Annotated in this window: 26 protein-coding genes; 18 read left to right on the top strand and 8 right to left on the bottom strand. The window is 65.3% G+C overall.

The features are described from left to right. Positions 1–15 precede the first annotated feature (15 nt). On the bottom strand, positions 16–1,566 hold the full coding sequence (locus DKB74_RS09545) for a DUF389 domain-containing protein (protein ID WP_161956844.1): 1,551 nt from the start codon (positions 1,564–1,566) through the stop codon (positions 16–18). Between the two features lie 103 nt (positions 1,567–1,669). Here DKB74_RS09545 and nhaA point away from each other — a divergent pair, with 103 nt between their 5' ends. Both nhaA and DKB74_RS09535 read left to right on the top strand, forming a co-directional pair. Next, on the top strand, positions 1,670–2,947 hold the full coding sequence (nhaA, locus tag DKB74_RS09540; protein ID WP_109807914.1) for a Na+/H+ antiporter NhaA: 1,278 nt from the start codon (positions 1,670–1,672) through the stop codon (positions 2,945–2,947). Then, complete coding sequence (locus DKB74_RS09535; protein WP_109807913.1) at positions 2,947–3,951, top strand: histone deacetylase family protein; 1,005 nt, start codon at positions 2,947–2,949, stop codon at positions 3,949–3,951. Before nhaA ends, DKB74_RS09535 begins: the two co-directional genes overlap by 1 nt. On the opposite strand, the gene DKB74_RS09530 is transcribed toward DKB74_RS09535, so the two are convergent. Continuing rightward, positions 3,948–5,147 (bottom strand): MFS transporter, encoded by a 1,200-nt coding sequence (locus tag DKB74_RS09530; protein ID WP_109808258.1) that lies wholly within the window; start codon positions 5,145–5,147, stop codon positions 3,948–3,950. The two genes, DKB74_RS09535 and DKB74_RS09530, sit on opposite strands and share 4 nt — an antisense overlap. Before the next feature lie 159 nt (positions 5,148–5,306). On the opposite strand from DKB74_RS09530, the gene DKB74_RS18935 reads away from it, so the two are divergent. From DKB74_RS18935 to DKB74_RS09515, 3 genes are all read left to right on the top strand, one after another. Next, positions 5,307–6,308: a hypothetical protein gene (locus DKB74_RS18935; RefSeq protein ID WP_193504410.1), complete on the top strand. Its 1,002-nt coding sequence runs from the start codon at positions 5,307–5,309 to the stop codon at positions 6,306–6,308. A gap of 320 nt (positions 6,309–6,628) precedes the next feature. Next, a complete protein-coding gene (locus DKB74_RS09520; protein WP_145960940.1) occupies positions 6,629–7,183 on the top strand; it encodes a hypothetical protein in 555 nt (184 codons plus the stop codon). Positions 7,184–7,339: 156 nt separating this feature from the next. Further along, positions 7,340–8,014: an SEL1-like repeat protein gene (locus DKB74_RS09515; protein WP_109807911.1), complete on the top strand. Its 675-nt coding sequence runs from the start codon at positions 7,340–7,342 to the stop codon at positions 8,012–8,014. Here DKB74_RS09515 and DKB74_RS09510 read toward each other — a convergent pair. The 4 genes from DKB74_RS09510 to sucC form a co-directional block, all read right to left on the bottom strand. Continuing rightward, the gene (locus DKB74_RS09510) at positions 8,003–8,659 is read right to left on the bottom strand and encodes a phytanoyl-CoA dioxygenase family protein (protein ID WP_239987453.1); all 657 of its coding nucleotides are present in this window, start codon (positions 8,657–8,659) and stop codon (positions 8,003–8,005) included. The two genes, DKB74_RS09515 and DKB74_RS09510, sit on opposite strands and share 12 nt — an antisense overlap. Positions 8,660–8,668: 9 nt before the next feature. Next, a complete protein-coding gene (locus DKB74_RS09505) occupies positions 8,669–9,598 on the bottom strand; it encodes an electron transfer flavoprotein subunit alpha/FixB family protein (RefSeq protein ID WP_109807910.1) in 930 nt (309 codons plus the stop codon). A 106-nt stretch (positions 9,599–9,704) separates the two neighbouring features. Then, positions 9,705–10,451: an electron transfer flavoprotein subunit beta/FixA family protein gene (locus DKB74_RS09500; protein ID WP_109807909.1), complete on the bottom strand. Its 747-nt coding sequence runs from the start codon at positions 10,449–10,451 to the stop codon at positions 9,705–9,707. 54 nt (positions 10,452–10,505) lie between these two features. Further along, the gene (gene sucC / locus DKB74_RS09495; RefSeq protein ID WP_109807908.1) at positions 10,506–11,705 is read right to left on the bottom strand and encodes an ADP-forming succinate--CoA ligase subunit beta; all 1,200 of its coding nucleotides are present in this window, start codon (positions 11,703–11,705) and stop codon (positions 10,506–10,508) included. A gap of 129 nt (positions 11,706–11,834) precedes the next feature. Here sucC and DKB74_RS09490 point away from each other — a divergent pair, with 129 nt between their 5' ends. Together DKB74_RS09490 and DKB74_RS09485 are read left to right on the top strand one after the other, a co-directional pair. After that, positions 11,835–12,347, top strand: coding sequence for a sterol desaturase family protein (locus DKB74_RS09490; RefSeq protein WP_109807907.1), 513 nt, complete (start codon positions 11,835–11,837; stop codon positions 12,345–12,347). 4 nt (positions 12,348–12,351) lie between these two features. Further along, positions 12,352–13,098 carry a sulfite exporter TauE/SafE family protein gene (locus DKB74_RS09485; RefSeq protein WP_109808256.1) on the top strand — a complete coding sequence of 249 codons (747 nt, stop codon included), beginning with the start codon at positions 12,352–12,354 and terminating at the stop codon, positions 13,096–13,098. 15 nt (positions 13,099–13,113) lie between these two features. On the opposite strand, the gene DKB74_RS09480 is transcribed toward DKB74_RS09485, so the two are convergent. Continuing rightward, positions 13,114–14,049, bottom strand: a complete 936-nt coding sequence (locus DKB74_RS09480; RefSeq protein WP_109807906.1) for a ribose-phosphate pyrophosphokinase — start codon at positions 14,047–14,049, stop codon at positions 13,114–13,116. Between the two features lie 103 nt (positions 14,050–14,152). On the opposite strand from DKB74_RS09480, the gene gltX reads away from it, so the two are divergent. The 8 genes from gltX to DKB74_RS09440 all read left to right on the top strand — a co-directional run bounded on the left by gltX (position 14,153) and on the right by DKB74_RS09440 (position 20,355). Next, on the top strand, positions 14,153–15,484 hold the full coding sequence (gltX, locus tag DKB74_RS09475; protein ID WP_109807905.1) for a glutamate--tRNA ligase: 1,332 nt from the start codon (positions 14,153–14,155) through the stop codon (positions 15,482–15,484). Positions 15,485–15,610: 126 nt separating this feature from the next. After that, positions 15,611–16,297 (top strand): energy transducer TonB, encoded by a 687-nt coding sequence (locus tag DKB74_RS09470; protein ID WP_109807904.1) that lies wholly within the window; start codon positions 15,611–15,613, stop codon positions 16,295–16,297. 75 nt (positions 16,298–16,372) lie between these two features. Further along, a complete protein-coding gene (locus DKB74_RS09465) occupies positions 16,373–16,720 on the top strand; it encodes a hypothetical protein (RefSeq protein WP_109807903.1) in 348 nt (115 codons plus the stop codon). Beyond that, the gene (ribD, locus tag DKB74_RS09460; RefSeq protein ID WP_275658166.1) at positions 16,708–17,682 is read left to right on the top strand and encodes a bifunctional diaminohydroxyphosphoribosylaminopyrimidine deaminase/5-amino-6-(5-phosphoribosylamino)uracil reductase RibD; all 975 of its coding nucleotides are present in this window, start codon (positions 16,708–16,710) and stop codon (positions 17,680–17,682) included. Before DKB74_RS09465 ends, ribD begins: the two co-directional genes overlap by 13 nt. Positions 17,683–17,690: 8 nt before the next feature. Continuing rightward, on the top strand, positions 17,691–18,299 hold the full coding sequence (locus tag DKB74_RS09455) for a riboflavin synthase (RefSeq protein WP_109807902.1): 609 nt from the start codon (positions 17,691–17,693) through the stop codon (positions 18,297–18,299). Further along, the gene (ribB, locus tag DKB74_RS09450) at positions 18,286–19,419 is read left to right on the top strand and encodes a 3,4-dihydroxy-2-butanone-4-phosphate synthase (protein WP_109807901.1); all 1,134 of its coding nucleotides are present in this window, start codon (positions 18,286–18,288) and stop codon (positions 19,417–19,419) included. The genes DKB74_RS09455 and ribB overlap by 14 nt, the downstream gene beginning before the upstream one ends. Before the next feature lie 4 nt (positions 19,420–19,423). Further along, positions 19,424–19,846, top strand: coding sequence for a 6,7-dimethyl-8-ribityllumazine synthase (gene ribH / locus DKB74_RS09445; protein ID WP_109807900.1), 423 nt, complete (start codon positions 19,424–19,426; stop codon positions 19,844–19,846). Then, the gene (locus DKB74_RS09440) at positions 19,846–20,355 is read left to right on the top strand and encodes a hypothetical protein (protein ID WP_109807899.1); all 510 of its coding nucleotides are present in this window, start codon (positions 19,846–19,848) and stop codon (positions 20,353–20,355) included. Before ribH ends, DKB74_RS09440 begins: the two co-directional genes overlap by 1 nt. Here DKB74_RS09440 and DKB74_RS09435 read toward each other — a convergent pair. Further along, positions 20,325–21,407, bottom strand: coding sequence for an alkene reductase (locus DKB74_RS09435; RefSeq protein ID WP_109807898.1), 1,083 nt, complete (start codon positions 21,405–21,407; stop codon positions 20,325–20,327). The genes DKB74_RS09440 and DKB74_RS09435 overlap by 31 nt on opposite strands. 116 nt (positions 21,408–21,523) lie before the next feature. Between DKB74_RS09435 and DKB74_RS09430 the strand changes: the two genes are divergently transcribed. From DKB74_RS09430 to DKB74_RS09420, 3 genes are all read left to right on the top strand, one after another. Next, positions 21,524–22,426 (top strand): DMT family transporter, encoded by a 903-nt coding sequence (locus DKB74_RS09430; protein ID WP_239987452.1) that lies wholly within the window; start codon positions 21,524–21,526, stop codon positions 22,424–22,426. A gap of 3 nt (positions 22,427–22,429) precedes the next feature. Beyond that, on the top strand, positions 22,430–23,092 hold the full coding sequence (locus tag DKB74_RS09425) for a COQ9 family protein (protein WP_109807896.1): 663 nt from the start codon (positions 22,430–22,432) through the stop codon (positions 23,090–23,092). A 74-nt stretch (positions 23,093–23,166) separates the two neighbouring features. Continuing rightward, on the top strand, positions 23,167–23,436 hold the full coding sequence (locus DKB74_RS09420) for a FeoA family protein (RefSeq protein ID WP_109807895.1): 270 nt from the start codon (positions 23,167–23,169) through the stop codon (positions 23,434–23,436). Positions 23,437–23,442 lie beyond the last annotated feature (6 nt).

Below are 23,442 nucleotides of genomic sequence, written 5' to 3'. Positions count from 1 at the left end.
CGCAACGAACCGGCGCTATTGCGCCGTTTCGCCCGCTTCGCTCGGCGCCAGCCATTCGAGGCGGACGCCGTTTTCGCGGCCGGTGCGGCCGTCGCGCGCCACTGCGTTGACCCCTGCCTTGCGCAGTGCATCGACGACCAGCGCAACGCGTTCCGCATTGCCCGACACGCCGACCGGTACGTTCAGGCGGCGCGCGCCCCATGCCGCGATGTCGAGCGCGCGCTTTCCTTCGGCATCGGGCGCGGCGGGAATGGTTTCGCCGTCGTCATTGGTCGTGGCTTCGCCGAAACTGACCTGCGGCAGCGGCGCTGCGGGCGGGATCAGCGTGATCGTCCAGTCCTTTGCCGCCGCCGCAACGCGCTTTTCGAGGGCATAATAAGAGGCGAGCGTCGCGCCCGGCAGCGTCGCCGCAGTCACCACCGCGCGCTGATGATCGCGATCGAGCAGCACCGCGCTTTGATCGACGCCGGCGACGAGCGCGAGCTGTTCGACGGTGCGCGTTGCGATGCGATCGGCAGCCTGCGCGCGCGCGCTGGCCTGAGCCGAGGCGATTTGCTGCGCTTCGGCCTGCGCGCTGGTGTTGACGCGATATTGTTCGAGCGTGACGTCGACCGGTCGACCGAGCAGGCGGGCGAGCGTGGCTTCCGAATCCTTTTCGGCGTCGGATTGGAATTCGGGAGTCAGGATCGTCGCGGTCGCAGTGATCGGATCGGTGCGATAATCGACTTCGACCTGATCGACGCGGGCGTCGTTTTCGAACTGGCTGGTGATGACGTCGCGAATCTGGCGCGAGGCATTGGTTTCCCAGACGATCTGAAGCAGCGACAGTGTCAGCGGAATGACGAAGGCGATCAGGATGCCGAGCACGACCACCGTCTGCAGCACCGTATGCTGCGGCGAAAGATGCGTGCCGAAACCATAGAAGCGCGCAACCACCGCGGCGGTGACCGCGATCGTCATCAGGTTGGTGACGAACAACAGAGTCGCGCCGCCCAGCACCGTGCCGTTGAGCGTGGCGAGCCCGAACCCCATCACCGCGAGCGGCGGCATCAGCGCCGTGGCGATGGCGACGCCGACGATCGTCCCCTCGCGCCCGCGCACCATCGCATAGGCACCGGCCAGCGCGGAAAACAGCGCGACGCCGAGGTCGAACAAATTGGGGCGGGTGCGCGCGGCGATTTCGGGCGTGACATTCTGCAGCGGCGAAAACAGCACGATCGTCGCGGTAAACAGCACCGCGATCAGCGACCCGAGCGCCAGCGCGAAGGTGGCGGTACGGATCTCTGCCCAGTCGAACGTCGCCAGGCCGAAGCCCAGCCCCATGATCGGGCCCATCAGCGGCGAAAGCAGCATCGCCCCGATCACCACCGGCGCCGAGGACTGGAGGAGGCCGAGCACCGCGATGCCCGCAGACATCAGCACCATGAACGCATAGCGCGCGTTCCACTGGCTCTCTGCGCCCACTTTTTCGACCACGCGGACATGCTCGATCGTGGCGACGATATGCCCGCGCCACCAGTCCAGCAGAGGATTGTGACGAAGGCCGATCCCGGGGTGCGCTTCCATGCGCGGGGGATTAAGCGCTGTTTCGTGCCGCCGCAATGCCCATGGGGGTTTGCGCCCGGCGCCGAAGCGGATAGGTGAGAAGCGGAGTATATAGAGGAGACCCATGGCCCATTCGACCAAGCGGCATCGACAATCGGCTCTGCGCGACTTTCTGGCGAGCGAAGCGGCCGGCGGCATCATGCTTATCGCCGCGGCGGCGCTGGCGTTGGTGGTCGCCAATATCTCGGGTATCTCGGAAACCTATTTCGATGCGCTGCACTGGAAGATCGGGCCGACGATTTCCCAGCATCACGGGCCGATGACGCTCCACCTGTGGATCAACGACGGGCTGATGGCGATTTTCTTCCTGCTGGTCGGGCTGGAAATCAAGCGCGAGTTCGTCGACGGGCGGCTGAACAGCTGGACGCGGCGGCGGTTGCCGGTGGTCGCGGCTGCCGCGGGCATGGTCGTGCCGGCGGCGATCTATCTCGCCATCACTGCAAGCAGCCCGGTCGATGTGCATGCCGGATGGGCGGTGCCCGCCGCGACCGATATCGCCTTTGCGATCGGCGTGCTGGCGATTCTGGGCCGTCGTGCGCCGACGTCGCTCAAGCTGTTTCTCACCACGGTCGCGATTGTCGACGATATGGGCGCGGTGGCGATCATCGCGCTGGCCTATACCGCGCATATCAACACGCTGGCGCTGCTCGGCGCGGCGTTCATCCTGGCGGTGATGTATGTCCTGAACCGCAGCGGCGTGCGCCATCTCTGGCTCTATCTGCTGCTCGCGGCATTGCTGTGGTATTTCGTCTTCCTGTCGGGCGTGCATGCAACGATCGCGGGCGTGCTGGCGGCGATGATGATTCCGATCACCAAATCGCCCGGCCATCCCGACGATGAGGAATCGCCGCTGCACAAGCTGGAGCATGGCATCGCGCCCTGGTCGAACTATCTGATCGTGCCGTTGTTCGGATTTGCCAATGCCGGCGTGTCGCTCGCCGGGCTGGGCCCCGACGTGCTGTTGCTGCCGTTGCCGCTGGGCATTGCCGCGGGCCTGTTCCTGGGCAAGCAGCTCGGCATTTTCGGCAGCATCTGGGTCGCGCACAAGACCGGCTTCGCGCCGCGACCGGGGGGCTCCACCTGGGCACAGATTTATGGCGTGTCGCTGCTGGCGGGGATCGGCTTCACGATGAGCCTGTTCATCGGCGGCCTGGCCTTTCCGGGCAATGAGCTGTTGGTCGATGAAGTGAAGATCGGCGTGCTGGTCGGTTCGATCCTGTCGGCACTGGTCGGCTTCATGGTGCTGCGTTTCGCGCCGACGCCGCGAAAGGTGGCGAAGGTGCGCAAGGCAAAGCGGGGCGGGCGCACGCCGGCCGAATATAAGGCGCTGGTCGACGGCTGATGCGCGGCTTTTTCGACCGGCGCCAGGTGCTCCACGCGCCGGAACGCGAGCTGCATAATGGCGGCTATATGGCCTATGCCGAAAGCCCGGCGCGCGCGGAGGCTGTGGCCGCCGCGCTGCCGGGGCTGGAAGTGCCGGAGGATCGCGGCGAAGCGCCGATCCTGGCGGTGCACGATGCGGCCTATATCGCGTTCCTGAAGCGCGTGCCGCAGCTATGGGCCGATGCCGGGCGCAGCGGCGATGCCACCGGCTATGTCTGGCCGGTGGTCGGGCGGCGGCCGCTGAACCTTTCGCGCGTCGACGCGCTGATCGGCCAGTATAGTTTCGACGCATCGACCCCGATCACGCCGGACAGCTGGACCAGCGCCTATTGGGCGAGCCAGTGCGCGCTGGCGGCGACGCATGCGGTGCTGGCGGGTGAGCGCACCGCCTTTGCGCTATGCCGCCCGCCCGGCCATCATGCCGGGGCCGATTATTGCGGCGGCTATTGCTATCTCAACCATGCCGCCATCGCGGCGCAGGCGGCGCGCGATGCGGGCAAAGCGCGCGTCGCGATCCTCGACATCGATTATCATCACGGCAACGGGACGCAGGACATTTTCCTAGACCGCGATGACGTGTTCTACGCATCGATCCATGCCGATCCGGCGACCGATTATCCGTTTTTCTGGGGCCATGCCGATGAACGGGGCGAAGGGGCGGGCGCGGGAGCGACACGCAACCTGCCGCTGCCGCGCGGGACCGATCTGGCGCCCTATCGCGAGGCACTGGCGTGCGCGCTCGATGCGATTGCGGCGTTCGGGCCGGAACTGCTGATCGTCAGTCTGGGCGTCGATACCTATGCCGGCGACCGCATTTCCTTTTTCGGGATCGAGACGGACGATTATGCCGTGCTGGCGCGCGACATCGCCGCGCGCGGATGGCCGAGCGCGATCCTGATGGAAGGCGGCTATACGGTCGAAGCGATCGGCGCGAACGTCAGGACGTTTCTCGACGCCTTTTAACAGGCGGGGGCGACGACGCTGCGGCTGCGGCGGTCGACGGTGATCGCGACCAGCCAGACGAGGAAGCCGCCAAAGGCGAGCCCGGCGCCGACCAGGCCGGTCGACGGAAAGCCCCAGCCCGCGGCGATCGCCATCCCGCCGAGCAGCGGGCCGATCGCATTGGCGATGTTGAATGCCGAGTGATTGAGCGCCGCGGCGAGCCCCTGACCATCCTTTGCAACATCCATCAGCCGGGTTTGCAAAATCGCGCCGAGCGCGCCGCCCCATCCGATCGCGAAAACCGTGATCGTCAGCGTCCAGACATTGCCCGCCATGACGCTGTAGAGCGCCAGCATCGCCGTGCTCCACAACAGCAGCGCGCCCGCCGTCGGCATCAGCGCACGATCGGCAAAGCGCGGCACGATGATGTTGCCCGCCGTCATGCCAAGGCCGAAAATCGCGAGCACCACCGGGATCCAGCCATCGGAAACCTGTGCCACTTCGAGCAGCGTCGAGGCGACATAGGTATAGACGCAGAACATGCCGCCAAAGCCGATCGCGCCGATGCCGAGCGTGAGCCACACCTGCCCCTGTTTGAGCGCGGCGAGTTCCTTTGCCGGGCTGGCATCGGCATCGGCGGGGACGCGCGGCGCGACGGCGAACACCGTCGCCGCAGTGGCGGCGGCGAGCGCGGCGACAACGGCAAAGCCCCAGCGCCAGCCGGCGACCTGACCCAGCCAGTTGGCGAGTGGCACGCCGATCACGGTCGCGACGGTAAGGCCGAGCATTACCCGGCCGACCGCCTGGGTCCGCTTTTCATGCGGGACGAGCGAGGCGGCGACCAGCGCGGCGACGCCGAAATAGGCCCCGTGCGGCAGCCCGCTGATAAAGCGGAACAACAGCATCCAGTGATAGGTGGGCGCGAGCGCGCTGAGCCCGTTGGCGAGTGCGAACACTGCCATCAGCAGCACGAGCAGGCGGCGTCGCGGCATGCGGGCGCCGAGTACCGCGAGCAGCGGCGCGCCGACAACGACACCGGCGGCATAGGCGCTGATCACATGGCCGGCGGTCGGTTCGTCAATGCCCAGCCCCGGCGCGAAATAGGGCAGCAGGCTCATCGTCGCGAATTCGGTCGTCCCGATCGCAAACCCGCCCATGGCGAGCGCGAAGTGGACCAGGCCGACGGGATAGCTGTGATGCTGAGGGCGCGATTGCATCGAGGGCAGATGGCTATGCTGCGGTGCAGCGTCAAGCGGATGCGGGGTGCGGACAAGCGCGCGGCGGCAGCCCGTACACGCCATATATGCGGCCCGCCAGGCCACGAAACCGCCAAGATTTCAGGGGATTCGCCACGCACTGGAAAAATGGGAGAGCATATGCGCGGGCTCATTACTGCACTGGCGCTGATGCTGGCATTCGCAATGTCGGGCGCGCGAGCCAACGGGGCCGAAGATCCGGCAGGTAGCTGGGTGGTGACTTCGCGCGGCGTCGCACTGATACGAATCGACGTGGCGCATGATGCGTCTGCGGATGGTGGTTGGCACGTCATGTGGACGCGCCCGGCACATTTTCAGCTCGATCGCGCGGCGACGGTGATGAGTCACGTCAGCGGCGATATCGTGACGCAGGTGGCCAGCAACATCGTATCGACCGACACAGGACTGCGCATCACCTTCGACGCCTCGGGCGGCAGCGATGGCAATATCGTTGACTTCGCCGTTCAGCCCGATGGTTCGGCGCACCTTTCCTGGGCCGAATTTTCCGGGCCGGCCTTGATTTTCAAGCGCAATATTGATGATCTGACGCTCGGCAGCCTCGATCCGGACATGCGGTATCCGATCGACATTACCCGTACCACCAACGCCGAATTGACCGCCATGTTTACCGCCGATCAGGCTGCGCGCAGCGACGGACCAATCGACTGGGATGTCGTGCGTATGGCGGACGCGGACCGCCGCAGGCGAACGCGCCAATTGCTTGAGGCCGGCGAACTCGACAGCGGCACCGACTTTTATCACGCCGCGTTCATTTTTCAGCATGGCGACAGGCCCGACGATTATCTCCTCGCGCACAGCTTTGCGATGGTTGCGATGGCACGCGGACGGGACGACGCCAGCTGGATTGCTGCTGCGACGCTTGACCGGTATCTCAAGCAGATCGGCCAGCCCCAGGTGTTCGGGACGCAATATTCGCTGCCGAACGACCGACCGGCGACTCAGGAACCCTATAATCGCGACCTGTTGCCCGATGCGCTGCGCGCCGCATTGGGCGTTCCGCCGCTGGCCGAGCAGGAGCGCCAGCGCGAACGCTATGATTCGGATCGCGGTATCACGATCCCGGCGCCGTCGGACACCAGGCCGGCTGAGGGCGCACGATAGGATTCGGCCGAAGAATCGGCGCGAAGCACGCAGCGGCGGTCGGCGCCGCAAAGTCCAGTTCCGGCGCGAAATAGGGCGGCGGGCGCATCGTCGCGAATTCGGTGGTGCCGAGCGCGAAGTGGATCCGACCGCCGGACAGCGGCGCGTCTGGGATGGGGTGGACGTCGATGACAAGTGGCTATGCAATTTGCGGTGCCGCCGGTGGGCATTGCAGCCCGGCGTGCGATTCCGGCAAGCCGACGCGGTGGGTGGCCCGATCTTGCCGCCAAAACGACATGATCGGCGTTAAGGCTGAAGACCGTGTGAGAATGGGAGTAGCTATGCGTAGGATGGTTGCGGCAATTGCGTTGTTGCTGATGTCGATGATGTCGGTTGCCCATGCCCAGGAAGCGGGTGATCCCGAGGGCCACTGGACGATGACGTCGCGCGGACAGGTGTTGATGCGTATCGATGTGACGCGCGATTCCACGGCAGAGGGCGGCTGGCATGCCGTGTGGACCCGGCCCGCCCAGTTTTTGCTCAATCACGAATCAACAGTGTTGACCAAGGCCGATGGCGGCAGCGTGACGCAGGTCGCAAAAAGCGCCGAATCGAGCGATACGGGGCTGCATATCGTGTTCCTGTCCCCGCGCAGCACCCGCACCGAAGCGATGGATTTCACTATTCAGACCGATGGTTCTGCGACGCTTGACTGGGCCGACACGCCCGGGCCGACGCTGATATTCCAGCGCAGCGACACGGCCGCACCGTTGGCCATGCTCGATTCCGAGAGCAGCTATCCGATCGACATCCCCGGCGCGGCCGATCCGGTGCGCGTTACAGGGGGCGGTATCGCCGTGCCGTCGGACCCGGCGCCATCGGAGGGCGGGCGGTAAGGCCGCTGTCGGAATCGGGAATATCAGGCCAGCTCCCTCCGATCGCGTCGGCAGCCCCGATGGATTGGCTACATCGACAGATTCGCCTTATGATCCCGGCTCGCAACATGCTGGGGGATGGAGATCACCTGTCGCTTCTGCTCTCGATTGGCCGGGATGCTGGGTCTCGATCGCGACGAAATCTGCGCGTCGCGATGGGAGGAAATACGTCGCTGGGAGCAGGCTTATGCTGAGCGCGGCGGTTGGCTTGGCGCCGAAACCGACGAAACATGGGCTTTGTTGACCGAATCGGACGCGTTGCGTCTGAAGGAGCCGCACCAAAGCTTCGCGCTGATGCAATGTGCGGCTGCGATGGAGTCGCCGTTCGCGCTGGAAACCATCGGCTGGCATTACTGGACCGGTACTTTGGTGGAAGCCGATCGCGACGTTGCGATCGATCATTATTTCCGAAGCGCGCGGGCGGGATCGTGGGTCGCGATGCTGGCCTATTCCAATCTGCTGAATCAGGCAGGGCATCCTGTTCTGGCTGAAAAGACGCTGGAAGATTGCGTCGGCGCCGGCTTTGCTCCGGCGCATTATCGGCTCGCGATGATGCGGCTGGAGCGGTCGCTGTCGCGGGCGGATTGCCGCGCCGTGCGCCCGTTGCTGGATTATGCCCGCGATCATGGTCATCCTGCCGCGACAGGCACATTGGGTGCCTTGATGCTGCGTGGAAAATTCGGCCCGACCAAGATTTGCGAGGGATTGCGGATGGTCCTGGGCGCGGATGACCGTAAGGCAGGGTTGGTCGTACCGGCGACGCCGGAGCACGAAGCTCCCCTATACCCCTGACCACGCCAGCGGAGGCGGCAGATTGTCGGCCGAATAATCAACCTGAAGCACGCGCCGCCGGGTCGGGTTTTCGGCGCGGGCCGAGGCGTGGACGATCGGCGTGCGATACAGCCAGATATCGCCGCGCCCGGCCAGACAGGCATGGCTGCCGCAGCGCGAGACGGCAGGCGCTATGGCATCGTCGCGCAGCTTTCCCATCGCGTGGGATCCCGGGGCAATCAGCAGCGGCGCATTTTGGGGGCCAACCGGATCGAGGTGAATCCGGACCGTCACCATCGCTTCGATCAGCGCGAAGGGTGGTTCCACGTGGATCATTCCCGCCTTGGCGGTCCAGGGGCCAAAGCCGGGCATGTCGGCGCGCGCCTGTACCGCGATCGTGCGGTCCTGATGCCAGCCCAATGCCCAGTTGGTTTCGGGGCTCTTGTCGAACAGCACCGCACGCACCGGACGCGATGACGGGCCAAGCAGGGTGGCTGCGTGGCGACCCAGCGCATTGGCGGCGAGCAGCGGGCCAAGTTGCGGCACGCCGGTCAGGCGAACCCCGGCGCGCGATTGGGGCAGCGCCGCAGCCATCGCGTCGAGCGCATCAAGAAATGGGGCGGCCGCACCGGGAAGGTGCGCCGCCCCATGTTCGTCGAGATTCACGGGTGAAGCTCAGAGCTTTTCGGTCATCTCCGGCACTGCCTTGAACAGGTCGGCGACGAGGCCCAGGTCGGCGACCTGGAAGATCGGCGCGTCTTCGTCCTTGTTGATCGCGACGATCGTCTTGGAATCCTTCATGCCGGCAAGGTGCTGGATCGCGCCCGAAATGCCGATCGCGATATAGACTTCCGGGGCGACGATCTTGCCGGTCTGGCCGACCTGATAGTCGTTGGGAACATAGCCCGCATCGACCGCGGCGCGTGATGCGCCGACCGCAGCGCCGAGCTTGTCGGCGAGCGGTTCGATGATTTCCTTGAAATTCTCGCCATTCTGCAGCGCGCGACCGCCCGACACGACGATCTTGGCGCTGGTCAGTTCGGGGCGCTCGCTCTTGGCGATTTCGGCGCCGACAAAGGTCGAAAGCCCCTTGTCGCCTTCGCTCGAAACCGATTCGACCGTGCCCGAACCGCCTTCGGGAGCGGCCTTTTCGAACGCAGTGCCGCGTACCGTGATCACCTTTTTCGCGTCCTTCGACTGGACGGTGGCGATCGCGTTGCCGGCATAGATGGGGCGCGTGAACGTATCGTCGCTTTCGACCGACAGGATGTCGCTGATCTGCATGACATCGAGCAGCGCGGCGACGCGCGGCGCGATATTCTTGCCGGTCGTCGTCGCCGGCGTCACGAACGCGTCGTGATCGGCCATCAGCGATGCGATCAGCGGCGCGACATTTTCGGCGAGCGCGTGTTCATAGACCGTATCGTCGGCGAGGTGGACCTTGCCCACGCCCGCAATCTTCGCGGCGGCATCGGCAACGGTGGCGCAGCCCGAACCGGCGACCAGAAGGTGCACTTCACCCAGCTTCGAAGCTGCGGTGACGGCGGCGAGCGTCGCGTCCTTGACCGACGCATTGTCGTGTTCGACCCAAACCAGAGTCTTCATGTCTCTATTCCTTTCAGCCTCACCCGTTCGTTTCGGGCGAAGTCGAGAACCGTTCGTGCAAGCGTGTCTCGACTGCGCTCGACACGAACGGAGAGGGGATCACAAATCAGGCGACGCCCATTTCCTTGAGCTTGGCGACGAGCGTGTCGACATCGGGCACCTTGATGCCGGCCTGGCGCTTGGGCGGCTCGGTGACCTTGAGCGTGGTGAGCCGCGGCGCGACATCGACGCCGTAATCGGCAGGCGTCTTGTTCGCGAGCGGCTTGCTCTTCGCCTTCATGATGTTGGGCAGCGAGGCATAGCGCGGCTCGTTCAAGCGAAGGTCGGTGGTGACGATCGCCGGCAGCTTGAGGCTGACGGTTTCGAGCCCGCCATCGACTTCGCGCGTCACCTTGGCGGTGCTGTCGGCGATTTCGACCTTGCTGGCGAACGTGCCCTGACCCCAGCCGAGCAGTGCGGCGAGCATCTGGCCGGTCTGGTTGTTGTCATCGTCGATCGCCTGTTTGCCCAGGATCACCATTTCGGGCGATTCCTCTTCGACGATCTTGGCGAGAATCTTGGCAACGCCGAGCGGCTCGACCTTTTCCTCGGCAGTGACCAGGATCGCCCGGTCGGCGCCCATGGCGAGCGCGGTGCGCAGCGTTTCCTGCGCCTTGGCTTCGCCGATCGACACCGCGACGATCTCGGTAACCTTGCCCGCTTCCTTCAGGCGAATCGCCTCTTCGACGGCGATTTCGTCGAACGGGTTCATCGACATCTTGACGTTGGCAAGGTCGACGCCGCTGCCGTCCGCCTTCACGCGGGGTTTCACGTTGTAATCAAGCACGCGCTTGACCGGTACGAGTACCTTCATTTGCTTCCTTCCCGTTTTTCGGTCGCCGGTTGCCGCTATGCGCGGCGTCCCGGGTCAGGCGGCCTTCTTCACTTCGGCAACGATCTTCTGGGCGGCGTCGCCCAGGTCGTTCGCCGGCACGATCGGAAGGCCGGAATTGGCAAGAATGTCCTTGCCCTGCTGAACATTGGTTCCCTCGAGACGAACGACGAGCGGCACCGAAAGGTTCACTTCCTTGGCCGCCGCGACGATGCCTTCGGCAATGACGTCGCACTTCATGATGCCGCCGAAGATGTTGACGAGAATGCCCTTCACCGCCGGGTCGCTGAGGATGATCTTGAACGCCGCCGTCACCTTTTCGGTGTTGGCGCCGCCGCCGACGTCGAGGAAGTTGGCGGGGAACATGCCGTTGAGCTTGATGATGTCCATCGTCGCCATGGCCAGGCCGGCGCCGTTGACCATGCAGCCGATGTCGCCGTCGAGCTTGATATAGGCGAGGTCGTATTTCGACGCCTCGATCTCCATCGGGTCTTCTTCGGTCAGGTCGCGCAGTTCGGCCAGATCCTTGTGCCGGAACATCGCGTTCGAATCGAAGCCGACCTTGGCGTCGAGCACCATCAGCTGCTTGTCGCCGGTGACGGCGAGCGGGTTGATTTCGATCTGTGCGGCATCAGTGCCGAGGAACGCGGCATAGAGCGTGCTGGCGACCTTTGCCGCCTGTTTGGCGAGATCACCTTCCAGCTCGAGCGCGGCGGCGACCGAACGGCCATGATGCGGCATGAAGCCGGTCGCGGGATCGACGTCGATCGTATGGATCTTTTCCGGGCTGTCATGCGCCACGGTTTCGATGTCCATGCCGCCTTCGGTCGAAGCGACGAAGGAAATGCGGCCCGTCGCGCGGTTCACCAGCAGCGCGAGGTAGAATTCCTTTTCGATGTCGACGCCATCGGTGATGTAGAGGCGCTGAACCTGCTTGCCCGCTTCGCCGGTCTGGACCGTGACGAGCGTGTTGCCGAGCATTTCGTTCGCGGCTTCGCGCACTTCCTGTTCGGTCTTGGCGAGGCGGACACCGCCCTTGGCTTCGGGCGGCAGTTCCTTGAACTTGCCCTTGCCGCGGCCACCGGCGTGGATCTGCGCCTTCACGACATAAAGCGGTCCGGGCAGCTTCTTCATCGCCGCGACGGCTTCTTCGGCGCTCATCGCCGCATAGCCGGCCGGCACGGGGACGCCGAACTTCGCAAGCAGTTCCTTGGCCTGATATTCGTGGATGTTCATGCGCAGCCCGCCTTGCCTGTTGGTGAGATTTCGAGCGTGCCTTAAGCACAGCACAGAGCGCGAATCCACCCCTTCGCAGACTCGTCAACCACTCGCATCGCGCTGCCGCTACGGCTATGGGCAATCGTCATGGACCTGTTTTCCGGAATATTGTTGTTCGTCGCCACGGTCGCGGTGATGGAAATCGTCGCCTATGCGGCGCATCGCTGGGTCATGCACGGGCCGGGATGGTTCCTGCACGCCAGCCATCATCGCCCGCGCAGCGGCTGGTTCGAACTCAACGATTTCTATGCTGCGATATTTGCTGTGCCGTCGTTCGTGCTGCTGCTCGGCGGCGTGCAGCTCGGCTGGTGGCCGGGCTGTACCTGGATCGGCGCGGGAATCGCCGCTTATGGGGCGATCTATTTCGGATTTCACGACGTCATCGTCCATCGCCGGGTGGGGCACCGTTATGTCCCGCGGTCACGCTATATGAAGCGGATCATCCAGGCGCATCGGCTGCACCATGTGGTCGAAACCAAGCACGGCACGGTGAGCTTCGGTTTCCTCTGGGCGCCGAAGCCCGAAGTGCTGAAGGCGCAGCTCAATGCGCGCGGCAATGCCGGGGTGCGCGCGCCGATGGGTGGCGAATCGGGCCTTTGACTGCGTGATCGCCGATCCGGTCTTTTGGGCAGTGGCGGTTCCGGCGGTGATCCTGCTGGGCCTGTCCAAGGGCGGATTTGCGGGCATGGGCGCCTTGTCGATGCCGATGGTCGCGCTGGTGCTCGACCCGGTGCGCGCCGCCGCGATCCTGCTTCCGATATTGATCGTGCAGGATGTGGTCGGCGTCTGGGCATTCCGGCGGACCGTCGACTGGCATGTCATCGGATGGACATTGCCGGGCGCGGCGCTGGGCATCGCGCTCGGCTATTATTTCGCCGCATCGGTTTCGCCCGAAACGGTGCTGGCGCTGGTCGGTGCGATCTCGATCCTGTTCGGTGCCTATCGGCTATGGGTCGAGCGGCGCGGGGTGCTGGCCGAGTCGCGCTCGCCGGGATGGGTGGGGACGCTGCACGGCGTCGCGGCGGGCTTTACCAGCCAGGTCGCGCATGCCGGCGGGCCGCCCTTTCAGCTATGGGTGCTGCCGCGCAAGCTGTCGCGCGACGTGCTGGTGGGAACGACTGCGATCTTCTTTGCCGCCACCAACTGGATGAAGGTGCCCGCCTATGCCGCGCTGGGCGAATTTACCCGCGCGAACCTTACCATATCGGCGATGCTGATGCCGGTCGCGATCCTGTCGACCATGGCGGGCGTGTGGCTGGTGCGCCGGGTGCCGGCCGAACGCTTCTATACCGCTATCTATATCCTGATGATCGCGGTCGGCGTGAAGCTGGTCTGGGACGGGCTTTTCTGACGCTTCCGGCGGCGATCAGTCGAACAGGCTCGACACGCTCGATTCATCGGCGATGCGGCGGATCGCTTCGGCGATCAGCGGCGCGATCGTCAAATGGCGGATGTGCTGGCAATCCTTGACGATTTCGTGGTTGCCGATCGAATCGGTGATGATCAGTTCGTTGAGCACCGATGCTTCGACACGGGCGACGGCGCCGCCCGAAAGCACGCCATGCGTACAATAAGCGACGACATCTTCGGCGCCCGCCGCCTTCAGCGCGGCGGCGGCGTTGCACAGCGTGCCCGCCGAATCGACGATATCGTCGATCAGGATGCAGAAGCGGCCCGAAGGGTCGCCGATGATGTTCATCACTTCGGATTCGCCGGCGCGCTCACGCCGTTTGTCGACAATGGCGAGCGGCGCGTTGTCGAGTCGCTTGGCGAGCGCGCGGGCGCGCACCACGCCGCCGACATCGGGCGACACGACCATCCAGTCCTTGCCCATATAGCGCGACTTGACGTCGGCCGACATCACCGGCGCGGCGAACAGGTTATCGGTGGGAATGTCGAAAAAGCCCTGGATCTGCCCGGCGTGCAGATCGACCGACAGGACGCGGTCGGCACCTGCGGTCGTGACCAGATTGGCGACCAGCTTGGCAGAGATCGGCGTGCGCGGGCCGGGTTTGCGGTCCTGGCGGGCATAGCCGAAATAGGGGAGCACCGCAGTGATGCGACGGGCCGAAGCGCGTTTGAGCGCATCGACCATGATCAGCAGCTCCATCAGATTGTCGTTCGCCGGATAGCTGGTCGACTGGACCACGAACACGTCCTCGCCACGGACATTTTCGAGGATCTCGACAAAGATTTCCTCATCGGCGAAGCGGCGGACATTGGCCTCGGTCAGCGGAATTTCGAGGTAGCTCGAAACAGCCTGAGCCAGCGGAAGGTTCGAATTGCCGGCGATCAGTTTCATGCGCGGGTTCCGTATCGGCCTGGGGCTGCCCGACAATATCGCCGGAAAGCGTGTTGAGCAAAGAGGCATTGCCGCCTCGTTGCGGGCCGCATAGAGCGAGCCGATGACCGTCACAACCCGCTTTGCGCCCAGCCCGACCGGACTTCTGCATGTCGGCAATTTGCGCACCGCGCTGCACAACTGGCTGTTCGCGCGCGCGCAGGGGGGAAAATTCCTGCTGCGCATCGACGATACCGACGCCGAACGGTCGCGCGAGGACTATGTCGATGCGGCGCGCGCCGACCTCGCCTGGATGGGGATCGTGCCCGATGGCGAGGCGCGCCAGTCCGACCGGTTCGATCGCTATGAAGCACGCTTTGCCGAGCTGGTCGCGGCCGGCCGGGTCTATCCCGCCTATGAAACGCCCGACGAACTCGATCTGCGACGCAAGATCCTGCTCGGGCGGGGACTGCCGCCGGTCTATGATCGCGCGGCGCTGCGCCTGACCGAGGAACAGCGCGCTGCCTATGCGGCGGAGGGGCGCACGCCGCACTGGCGGTTCAGGCTCGATCACGACGCGCCGATCCTGTGGGACGATCGCGTGCGCGGGCCGCAGAAATTCGATCCGGCGGCGCTGAGCGACCCGGTGATCCGGCGTGGCGATGGCAGCTGGCTCTATCTGCTCCCCTCGGTGATCGACGATATCGACATGGCGATTACCGATGTCGTGCGCGGCGAAGACCATGTGTCGAACACCGCCGCACAGATCCAGATGTTCGAGGCGCTGGGCGCCGCGCCGCCGCGCTTTGCCCATGCCGCGCTGCTGACCGGCAGCGAAGGCAAGCTGTCGAAGCGGCTGGGTTCGCTGGGCGTCGCGCATTTCCGGGAGGAAGGGATCGAGCCGCAGGCGCTGATCGCGCTGCTTGCGCGGCTGGGCACGTCCGATCCGGTCGAACCCTTTGCCGATCCCGCGCCGCTGATCGAAAGCTTCGATTTTTCCCGCTTCGGCCGTGCGCCGGCGCGGTTCGACGAAGCCGAACTGGCGGCGCTCAATGCGCGGATCGTCCACCAGCTCGAACCCGCGCAGGTCGCCGGGCGCATTCCCGCCGGTATGGACGCCCACGCATGGGAAGCGGTGCGTCCCAATCTGACGCGCGTTTCCGAAGCGGCGGATTGGTGGCAGGTGATCGAAGGGCCGGTGGCGGCCCCCGATTTTTCCGGCGACGATCGCGCATTTCTGACCGACGCGGCCCGGATTGCCGAAACGATCGACTGGAACGATGCGCCCTGGGCGGCGCTGACCGGTGCGCTGAAGGCGCAGACCGGGCGCAAGGGCAAGCCATTGTTCCTGCCGCTGCGCCAGGCGCTGACCGGGCGCGATCACGGTCCGGAAATGGCCGCGCTGCTGCCGCTGATCGGACGCGAGCGGGCGATCGCGCGGTTGCGCGGCGGCTGATTGCCGATCATTTCATCGACTTAGCGACATGTGATAAAATAACATCACGCTTTACAGCATGTTGTTATGATGTATCATCGCCTCTTGTCCGGGTAACAGCCCGGTCGTGGAGAAGGAGGCCTGATCATGTATGCTGGTCGTTCCCGAATTTCCCCCGGCTCGCGCGCGGCGAGCTTTTCCGCCGCCCTGCTGATCAATGGCGCGATGATATTGGGGATCATCTATGCGGCGCCCAAATTGGGCATCACCGAATCCATCAAGGACTTCAAGCTGATCGCTATTCCCGAGCCGCCTCCGCCGCCGGATCCGATCGCGGAAACCAAACCGAAACCGGAAACGGTGACCGAACAGCCGGTGCAGCGCGAAATCGTCACGCCCGATCCGATCGTTCCCACCGAAACGACCAATCCGATCGAAGGAACGACACTGCTTCCGCCGGACCTTCCGCCGATCGGGCCGATCGACAATATCGGCATTCCTTCGGGCGGCGGGGCAGGTACCGCGACTCCGACGCCCACCCCCTTGCCGCTGGTCGATGCGCAGGTCGATCCGCGCTATGCCCGCTATCTTCAGCCCGATTATCCCGCAGTCGAGCGCCGTCGCGGCGCCGAAGGGGTGGTCGTGGTGCGTGTTCAGATCGGCACCGACGGCCGCGTGAAGCAGGTGCAGAAGGTGCGCGGCGACAATGACGCCTTTTACGAAGCGACCCGGCGCCAGGCGCTGACCCGCTGGCGGTTCAAACCGGCGACGCGCGGCGATGTGCCCCAGGAAAGCTGGAAGACGATGACCGTCCGCTTCACCATCGAACACTGAGCCACCTCCCTTGGGGGGAGGCGGCTGCGCGCGGGGCTGGCCCTGAGCCCCGCGCGCGCCTATCTAGCGGGGCTGATGAACCTCCTGAAACTCTTTTCGCCGGTCCGGGCGGTGCGCGATCTGCGCGCGTTTCTGGGCGGGCAGCGGCGCCACAAGCTGGTCTTTGCCGCGCTGGCGGCCGCGATCACCGGCTATATCCTGTTCGCCTTCTGGATGGATTCGAGCTTCAAGACGCCGTACGAACGCGACATCATCTATGTCGAAAGCTGGCCGCTCAACCGGTCCGACGCCGAGATCATCGCCCAGCAGAAGATCGACGCCGAAAAACGGCGCGTCGCCGAAGCCGCGCTCGAGGAAAAACGCGCCAAACGGCAGGCCGAGTTCCAGCGGCTCGACAATAGCATGAGCGAATGGGGCTTCTGAGCGACGACCGGCGCTGGATGGCGGCGGCAATTGCGCTGTCGCAGCGCACGCGCGGGCAAACCGCGCCCAATCCCAATGTCGGATGCGTGATCGTGCAGCAGGGCCGGGTGGTCGGGCGCGGCTGGACTCAGCCGGGCGGACGGCCGCATGCCGAAGCGGTCGCGCTGGACCAGGCGGGCGCGGCGGCGCGGGGCGCGACGGCCTATGTCACGCTCGAACCCTGTGCGCACCGATCGCCACGCGGACCGGCCTGTGCGGACCTGCTTGCGGCGGCGGCGGTGGCGCGTGTCGTCTATGCGACCGGCGATCCCGATCCGCGCACCGACGGGCAGGGTGCGGCGCGGCTTGGCGATGCGGGGATCGTCGTCGAAACCGATATTCTGGGCGAGGAAGCGCGCAGGGCGATGGCGGGGTTCCTCACCCGCCGCGCGCTGGGGCGCCCGTTCGTCACGCTCAAGCTCGCCACTTCGCTCGACGGACAGATCGCGATGGCGTCGGGCGAGAGCCGGTGGATCACCGGGCCGCAGGCGCGTGCGCATGTCCATCTGGAACGCGCGCGGCACGACGCGATTCTGGTCGGGCGCGGCACATTCGAAGCCGATTCGCCGCGGCTCGACGTGCGGCTGCCCGGCCTCGAATCGCGCGCGCCAAGGCGCATCGTGCTGACGCATGGCGCGGCGCCGGCGGGCTGGGATGCGGTCCATGCCCCGGCGGAGATTGCCGCGCTGGATCAGGTCGATCATCTTTTCGTCGAGGGCGGTGCGGCGGCGGCGGCGGCGTTCCTGGCGGCGGATCTGGTCGACCGGCTGCTCCTCTATCGCGCGCCGATCCTGATCGGTGCGGGCCGGGCCTCGCTGGGCGATATCGGGCTCGATTCGCTGGCCGACGCGCATGGCAAATACCGGCTTGCCGACACGCGCATGCTTGGCATCGACCGGATGGAAGACTACCTGCGCGCCTGAGAGGATTTATGTTCACAGGCATCATCACCGATATCGGCACCATCGAAACGGTCGAAAACCGTGGCGATCTGCACATCCGCATCGCCACTTCCTATCCGACCGGCGACATCGCGATGGGCGCCTCGATCGCCTGTTCGGGCGTGTGCCTTACCGTCGTCGACAAGGGCGAAGGCTGGTTCGCCGTCGATGTTTCGGGCGAAAGCATAGCGCGCACCGCTTCGGGCATGTGGGTCGCCGGGCGCCGGCTCAACCTGGAGCGCGCGATGAAGGTCGGCGACGAGCTGGGCGGGCATATCGTCACCGGCCATGTCGACGGTATCGGCGAAGTGGTCGACATCGTCGCCGATGGCGCGTCGCATCGGCTGACCATATCGGCACCGCGCGAGATCGCGCCGTTTCTGGCACCCAAGGGGTCGATCACGGTGGATGGCGTGTCGCTGACCGTAAACGATGTTCGCGATCACGATGAAACGACCGATTTCGACCTCAACATCATTCCGCACACTTTCACTGTAACCACATTGGGTGCGCTCGACGTGGGCCAGCTCGTCAATCTGGAGATCGACGTGCTTGCCCGCTATCTCAAGCGCATGGAGACCTATCGTGCCCAAGGCTGAACTCGCGCATCTGCGCCACGGATTTCTTTCCAGCCCCGAAGAGCTGATCGACGAAGCGCGCAACGGCCGCATGTTCATTCTGATCGACGATGAAGATCGCGAGAATGAAGGCGATCTGGTGATCCCGGCGCAGATGGCGACGCCCGATGCGATCAACTTCATGGCGAAACATGGCCGCGGGCTGATCTGCCTTGCGATGACCAAATCGCGTGTCGAGACGCTGGGGCTCGATCTGATGACGCGTTCGAACGGGACGCGGCACGAAACCGCCTTCACGGTATCGATCGAAGCGCGCGAGGGCGTCACCACCGGCATTTCGGCGGCGGACCGGGCGCGCACTATTTCGGTCGCGATCGACGCGAGCAAGGGCGCGCAGGACATTGTGTCGCCGGGCCATGTCTTTCCGCTCGTCGCGCGCGACGGCGGCGTGCTGGTCCGCGCCGGGCACACCGAAGCGGCAGTCGATGTCGCGCGGCTGGCGGGGCTGACCCCGGCGGGCGTGATCTGCGAGATCATGAACGAGGACGGCACCATGGCGCGCCTCGACGATCTGATGCCGTTTGCGCAGCATCACAATCTGAAGATCGGTACGATTCGCGACCTGATCGCCTATCGCCTGCGCCACGACCATCTTGTCGAAAAACGGGCCGAGGCGCGCTTCACCAGCCAATGGGGCGGCGACTGGACGGCGATGACCTTCTGGAACAAGGCGACCGGCACCGAACAGCTGGTGCTGGTGAAAGGCCGCATCGACCCCGACAAGCCGACTTTGGTGCGGATGCACGCAACCTCGCCCTTCACCGATCTGTTTGGCGAAGCCGGGCCGCGCGGCCATCTGCTCCAGCAATCGATGAAGATCATCGGCAAGGAAGGCGCGGGCGTGATCGTGGTGATCAACAAGCGCCGCGCCGATGCCTTCACCATCGCGCTGCAGGCGCGCGCCGGGACGTTGCAGGAAAGCGACATGAACGAGTTGCGCGATTATGGCGTTGGCGCAATGATCCTGGCCGAGCTGGGCGTGGGCGAAATGGAACTGCTGACCAATTCGCATCACACGCTGGTCGGGCTCGACGGCTATGGGCTGTCGATCGTCGGCGAACGCCCGATCACGGCGGAGTAAGGTCATGGCGCGGATATTGATCGTCGAATCGCGATTCTATGGCCATCTCAACGATCTGTTGCTCAAGGGTGCGCGCGACGCAGTCGCGGCGGCGGGGCATCAGTTCGAAACGATCACGGTTCCCGGCGCGCTCGAAGTGCCCGGCGCGATTGCAATGGCGGCCGAAACCGGACGCTATGACGCGTTCGTCGCGCTGGGCATCGTCATTCGGGGCGAAACCTATCATTTCGAAATCGTCTCGAACGAAAGCGCGCGCGGCCTGATGGCGCTGACGATGGACGGGATTCCGATCGGCAACGGCATTCTGACAGTCGAAAATGAGGAGCAGGCGCTGGTCCGTGCCGATCCGGCGCAGAAGGACAAGGGCGGCGAAGCGGTGAACGCGGCGCTGGCGATGCTTGCGCTGCGGGATCGATTCGCCGGCTGATGGCGGTTGAAGCGCCGCCTTCGCGCTATCGCGTGATCGAGCGCAACCGGCGGCTGGAAGTCGTCGATACCTGGAACCACGGGCGCCCTCCCGCCTCGCCACGATCGCCGATACCCAGGGATCTGGGCGAAGAGCGTCGCCCGCGCGACGCCGCGCCACGACGGCAGGACGCGGCATGGAAAGCGCCGCGCACGCGCAGTTCGCGGCTTTCGCCGCTGGGGCAGGATGCCGAAGGCCGCATGCTGTTGCGCACCGCCGGCTGGTGGGACGGCAAGGGGCCGCGTACGGTGACGCTACGCCGCAATGCCGCCGAGGCCGTCCAGCCGGTTGCCGCGCTGATGGTCGTCGCGGCGGCGGTCGTGATCATCGTCTGCCTGTTTCAGCCCTGGCTGTTCCTCATACTCGGTTTCGCGGTCGCGAATGCGCCGATTCGCGACCGCATCCGTGCCGGAATGGCGGGTGTGATCGACGGGATCGCTCAGGAATCGGCCGACGCCAGCGACGGATAGTCGCTATAGCCCGCCGGCCCGGGGGTGTAGAGCGTATCGGCATCCAGCGTGTTGAGCCCGGCGCCGATGCGCAGCCGTTCGGGCAGGTCCGGATTGGCGATGAATTTCCGCCCGAACGAAATCGCGTCCGCCACGCCCGAATCGAGATCGGCCTGCGCGGTTTCGAGCGAATAATCCTGATTTAGGATCAGCGGGCCCGGGAAAACCTTGCGGATCTCAGGCGACAGTTTGGGCACGTCGGTTCTGCCGAAACTGCCGTCGGCGCCGACTTCGCGCAATTCGAGGGAGCCTATGCCAAGTTCCGCCAGTGCCGCGGCGGCCGGCACGAACACCGATTCGGGGTCGCTATCGTCGCACCCTTGCGATTCGCCATTGGGCGACAGCCGTACGCCGACCCGGTCGGCTCCGGCCTCGCCGATCAGGCGTTGCGTCACTTCGACGAGCAGGCGGATGCGGTTTTCGGGCGAGCCGCCATAATCGTCGTCGCGGAAATTGGTGCCATCGCGCAGAAACTGGTCGATCAGATAGCCATTGGCGCCATGGAGCTGAACGCCGTCGAACCCGGCGGCCATCGCGTTGCGGGTGGCGGTGGAGAAATCGTCGAGCACGCGTGCGATATCGTCTCTGGTCGCGGGCCGCGCCTCGACATAGGGGTTGCGACCGCTGCCGCCCGGACGCGGCGGCGCGAGCGTTGCCGAAGCGGAAATCGGCTGCATGCCAGTGACATCGGGCGGGCTGAGGCGCCCCATATGCCAGAGCTGGGCGACGATCCGCCCGCCGGCCCGGTGAACGGCATCGAGCACGGGCTTCCATGCCGCCACCTGTTCTTCGCTCCACAGGCCCGGCGCATTGGGCCAGCCCAGTGCTTCGCGGCTGATCCCCGTGGCTTCGGTAATGATCAGCCCGGCACTCGCGCGCTGCGCATAATAATCGGCCATGATCGCAGTGGGGACATGATCCTGCGTGCTGCGCCCGCGCGTCAGCGGGGCCATGACGATGCGGTTGGGCGCTTCGATTGCGCCGTATCGGATCGGGTCGAACAGGCTGGGCATTCACGTTCCTCACATTGTGGCGACGCGCGCAAGATAGGACGTTATGGGGCGGCATGCACGACACGGGAGACAGTAGAAAATCTAGCCGGGGCCCAAGCGAGCGGCCGGGCGGCACCGTGAGTGCGGGTCCGGTCGCGGCGATCATCCTCGCCAATGTCGCGCTCGCATTCGGGCCGTTGCTGGTGCGGATGTCCGATGTCGGGCCGGTGGCCGCCGCGTTCTGGCGGATGGCGATGGCGGTGCCGGTGCTGTTCATGGTCGCGCTCGCGATGGGGTCGAACCCGATTCGCGAATTGCGCGGGATCGGGTGGCTGGTCGTGCTGGGCGGATTGGCCTTTGCCGGCGACCTGGCGAGCTGGCACACCGGAATCACGCGCACCACGCTCGCCAATGCGACTTTGTTCGGCAATTCGGCGACGTTCATCTATCCGATCTATGGATTTCTGATCGCGCGGATGTGGCCGACGCGATGGCAGGCCGTGGCGCTGTTGCTGGCGACCGGCGGCGCGGCATTGCTGATGGGACGTTCGGCGGAGCTTTCGGCGCGCAACCTGGCGGGCGACCTGTTCTGTCTGTTCGCGGGCATGCTCTATGCGGTCTATTTCATCTGCATGGCGCGGGCGCGACAGCGCGTCGCCACCGCGCCCGCGCTCGCGCTCTTCTCGCTTGCGACGCTGCTTCCCCTGCTGCTGCTCTCGCTGGCGCTGGGCGAGCGGGTGGTGCCGGGCAACTGGGTGCCGCTTTTGATCCTGACGCTGTCGAGCCAGCTGCTGGGCCAGGGGTGTATGAGCTATGCGCTGGGGCATCTGCCGCCGATCCTGATCGGCCTTGCCCTGCTGCTCCAGCCGATCGTCGCGGGAATTACCGGATGGATCGTCTATGACGAGCGGCTGACCGGCGCCGACTGGATCGGCGCGCTGCTTGTCGCGGTCGCGCTGGTGCTGGTGCGGCGCGGTCCGCCGCCCGCGGCGCTTGCACGCGAGCGCGATGCCATTAGATCGAGTCGCGAAGGAGACTGACCGATGTCGCGTGACCTATCCGATGCGACGCTCGACGAATTGCGGCTGGCGCTGGCCGACGATGTCGCGGCCAATGCCGCATTCGACGGGTGGAACGCCCAGGCCGTGGCGATGGCCGCTTTGGCGAACGGAGTCGATGCCGATGTCGCGATGCTGGTCTATCCCGGCGGCGCGCCCGACATGATCGACGCCTGGTTCGCAAGCATCGACGACGCCATGGCGCAGCGATTCGACGGTGGCGCGCTCGACAATATGAAGATTCGCCAGCGCATCGCGGCGCTGGTCGAAGCGCGTCTGGAGCTGTTGTCGGGCAAGCGCGAGGCATTGCGCCGCGCACAGGCGATCCTGGCAATGCCGCAGAATCTGCGCCGTGCCGCCCGGCTCGGCTGGCGGACCGCAGACCGGATGTGGCGGCTCGCCGGCGATAGCGCGACCGATTATAATCATTATTCGAAGCGCGCGCTGCTCGCGGGCATCTATGCCGCCACTGCGATTGTCTTTGTCGACGATGAAAGCGACGATTGGGCGGAAACGCGCGCATTCCTGTCGCGGCGAATCGATAATGTGATGCAGTTCGAAAAGACCAAGGCGAAATGGCTGGGCTCCACCCAATATCGCCCCAGCCTGTCGCGATTCATCGGGCGGCTGCGCTATCCGGCGGTATGATCGGCGCGCTTTCCCGATCGCGCCGTCAAGAATCACTGGAAATGCTCCGTCGTTATTGATAATCAATCGCGATAATGGCGACCGTACCTGACATCACCGTTCCGCTCCGTCTGCTCGACCTGCCACGCAACCTTCCCGCGCGCGTTGCCGAAGTGGACTGGGCGCTGCTTTCTCCGCCCGAGGCGCGGCGGCTGCGCGAACTGGGTCTCGACGAAGGCGTCGAGGTCGCGCTGACCCGGGGGCCGGGCATGCTCGGCGGGCCGGTGGCGTGCCGGATCGGCCGGATGACGGTGGCGCTGCGGCGCCATGTCGCGGGCGCGATCCGCGTGGAACAGGGCGGCTGATACCAA

The sequence above is a fragment of the Stakelama portus genome, assembly GCF_003171655.1.
Taxonomy (GTDB): domain Bacteria; phylum Pseudomonadota; class Alphaproteobacteria; order Sphingomonadales; family Sphingomonadaceae; genus Sphingomonas; species Sphingomonas portus.
The sequence above is the reverse complement of the archived record's forward strand: the minus strand, read 5'-3'. Positions and strand labels throughout refer to the sequence as shown.

Bases quoted from the DNA above. Each gene is read 5' to 3' on its own strand.
- DKB74_RS09545 (WP_161956844.1), bottom strand. From the start codon at position 1,566: ATGGAAGCGCACCCCGGGATCGGCCTTCGTCACAATCCTCTGCTGGAC.
- nhaA (WP_109807914.1), top strand. From the start codon at position 1,670: ATGGCCCATTCGACCAAGCGGCATCGACAATCGGCTCTGCGCGACTTT.
- DKB74_RS09535 (WP_109807913.1), top strand. From the start codon at position 2,947: ATGCGCGGCTTTTTCGACCGGCGCCAGGTGCTCCACGCGCCGGAACGC.
- DKB74_RS09530 (WP_109808258.1), bottom strand. From the start codon at position 5,147: ATGCAATCGCGCCCTCAGCATCACAGCTATCCCGTCGGCCTGGTCCAC.
- DKB74_RS18935 (WP_193504410.1), top strand. From the start codon at position 5,307: ATGCGCGGGCTCATTACTGCACTGGCGCTGATGCTGGCATTCGCAATG.
- DKB74_RS09520 (WP_145960940.1), top strand. From the start codon at position 6,629: ATGCGTAGGATGGTTGCGGCAATTGCGTTGTTGCTGATGTCGATGATG.
- DKB74_RS09515 (WP_109807911.1), top strand. From the start codon at position 7,340: ATGCTGGGTCTCGATCGCGACGAAATCTGCGCGTCGCGATGGGAGGAA.
- DKB74_RS09505 (WP_109807910.1), bottom strand. From the start codon at position 9,598: ATGAAGACTCTGGTTTGGGTCGAACACGACAATGCGTCGGTCAAGGAC.
- DKB74_RS09500 (WP_109807909.1), bottom strand. From the start codon at position 10,451: ATGAAGGTACTCGTACCGGTCAAGCGCGTGCTTGATTACAACGTGAAA.
- sucC (WP_109807908.1), bottom strand. From the start codon at position 11,705: ATGAACATCCACGAATATCAGGCCAAGGAACTGCTTGCGAAGTTCGGC.
- DKB74_RS09490 (WP_109807907.1), top strand. From the start codon at position 11,835: ATGGACCTGTTTTCCGGAATATTGTTGTTCGTCGCCACGGTCGCGGTG.
- DKB74_RS09480 (WP_109807906.1), bottom strand. From the start codon at position 14,049: ATGAAACTGATCGCCGGCAATTCGAACCTTCCGCTGGCTCAGGCTGTT.
- gltX (WP_109807905.1), top strand. From the start codon at position 14,153: ATGACCGTCACAACCCGCTTTGCGCCCAGCCCGACCGGACTTCTGCAT.
- DKB74_RS09470 (WP_109807904.1), top strand. From the start codon at position 15,611: ATGTATGCTGGTCGTTCCCGAATTTCCCCCGGCTCGCGCGCGGCGAGC.
- DKB74_RS09465 (WP_109807903.1), top strand. From the start codon at position 16,373: ATGAACCTCCTGAAACTCTTTTCGCCGGTCCGGGCGGTGCGCGATCTG.
- ribD (WP_275658166.1), top strand. From the start codon at position 16,708: ATGGGGCTTCTGAGCGACGACCGGCGCTGGATGGCGGCGGCAATTGCG.
- DKB74_RS09455 (WP_109807902.1), top strand. From the start codon at position 17,691: ATGTTCACAGGCATCATCACCGATATCGGCACCATCGAAACGGTCGAA.
- ribH (WP_109807900.1), top strand. From the start codon at position 19,424: ATGGCGCGGATATTGATCGTCGAATCGCGATTCTATGGCCATCTCAAC.
- DKB74_RS09440 (WP_109807899.1), top strand. From the start codon at position 19,846: ATGGCGGTTGAAGCGCCGCCTTCGCGCTATCGCGTGATCGAGCGCAAC.
- DKB74_RS09435 (WP_109807898.1), bottom strand. From the start codon at position 21,407: ATGCCCAGCCTGTTCGACCCGATCCGATACGGCGCAATCGAAGCGCCC.
- DKB74_RS09425 (WP_109807896.1), top strand. From the start codon at position 22,430: ATGTCGCGTGACCTATCCGATGCGACGCTCGACGAATTGCGGCTGGCG.
- DKB74_RS09420 (WP_109807895.1), top strand. From the start codon at position 23,167: ATGGCGACCGTACCTGACATCACCGTTCCGCTCCGTCTGCTCGACCTG.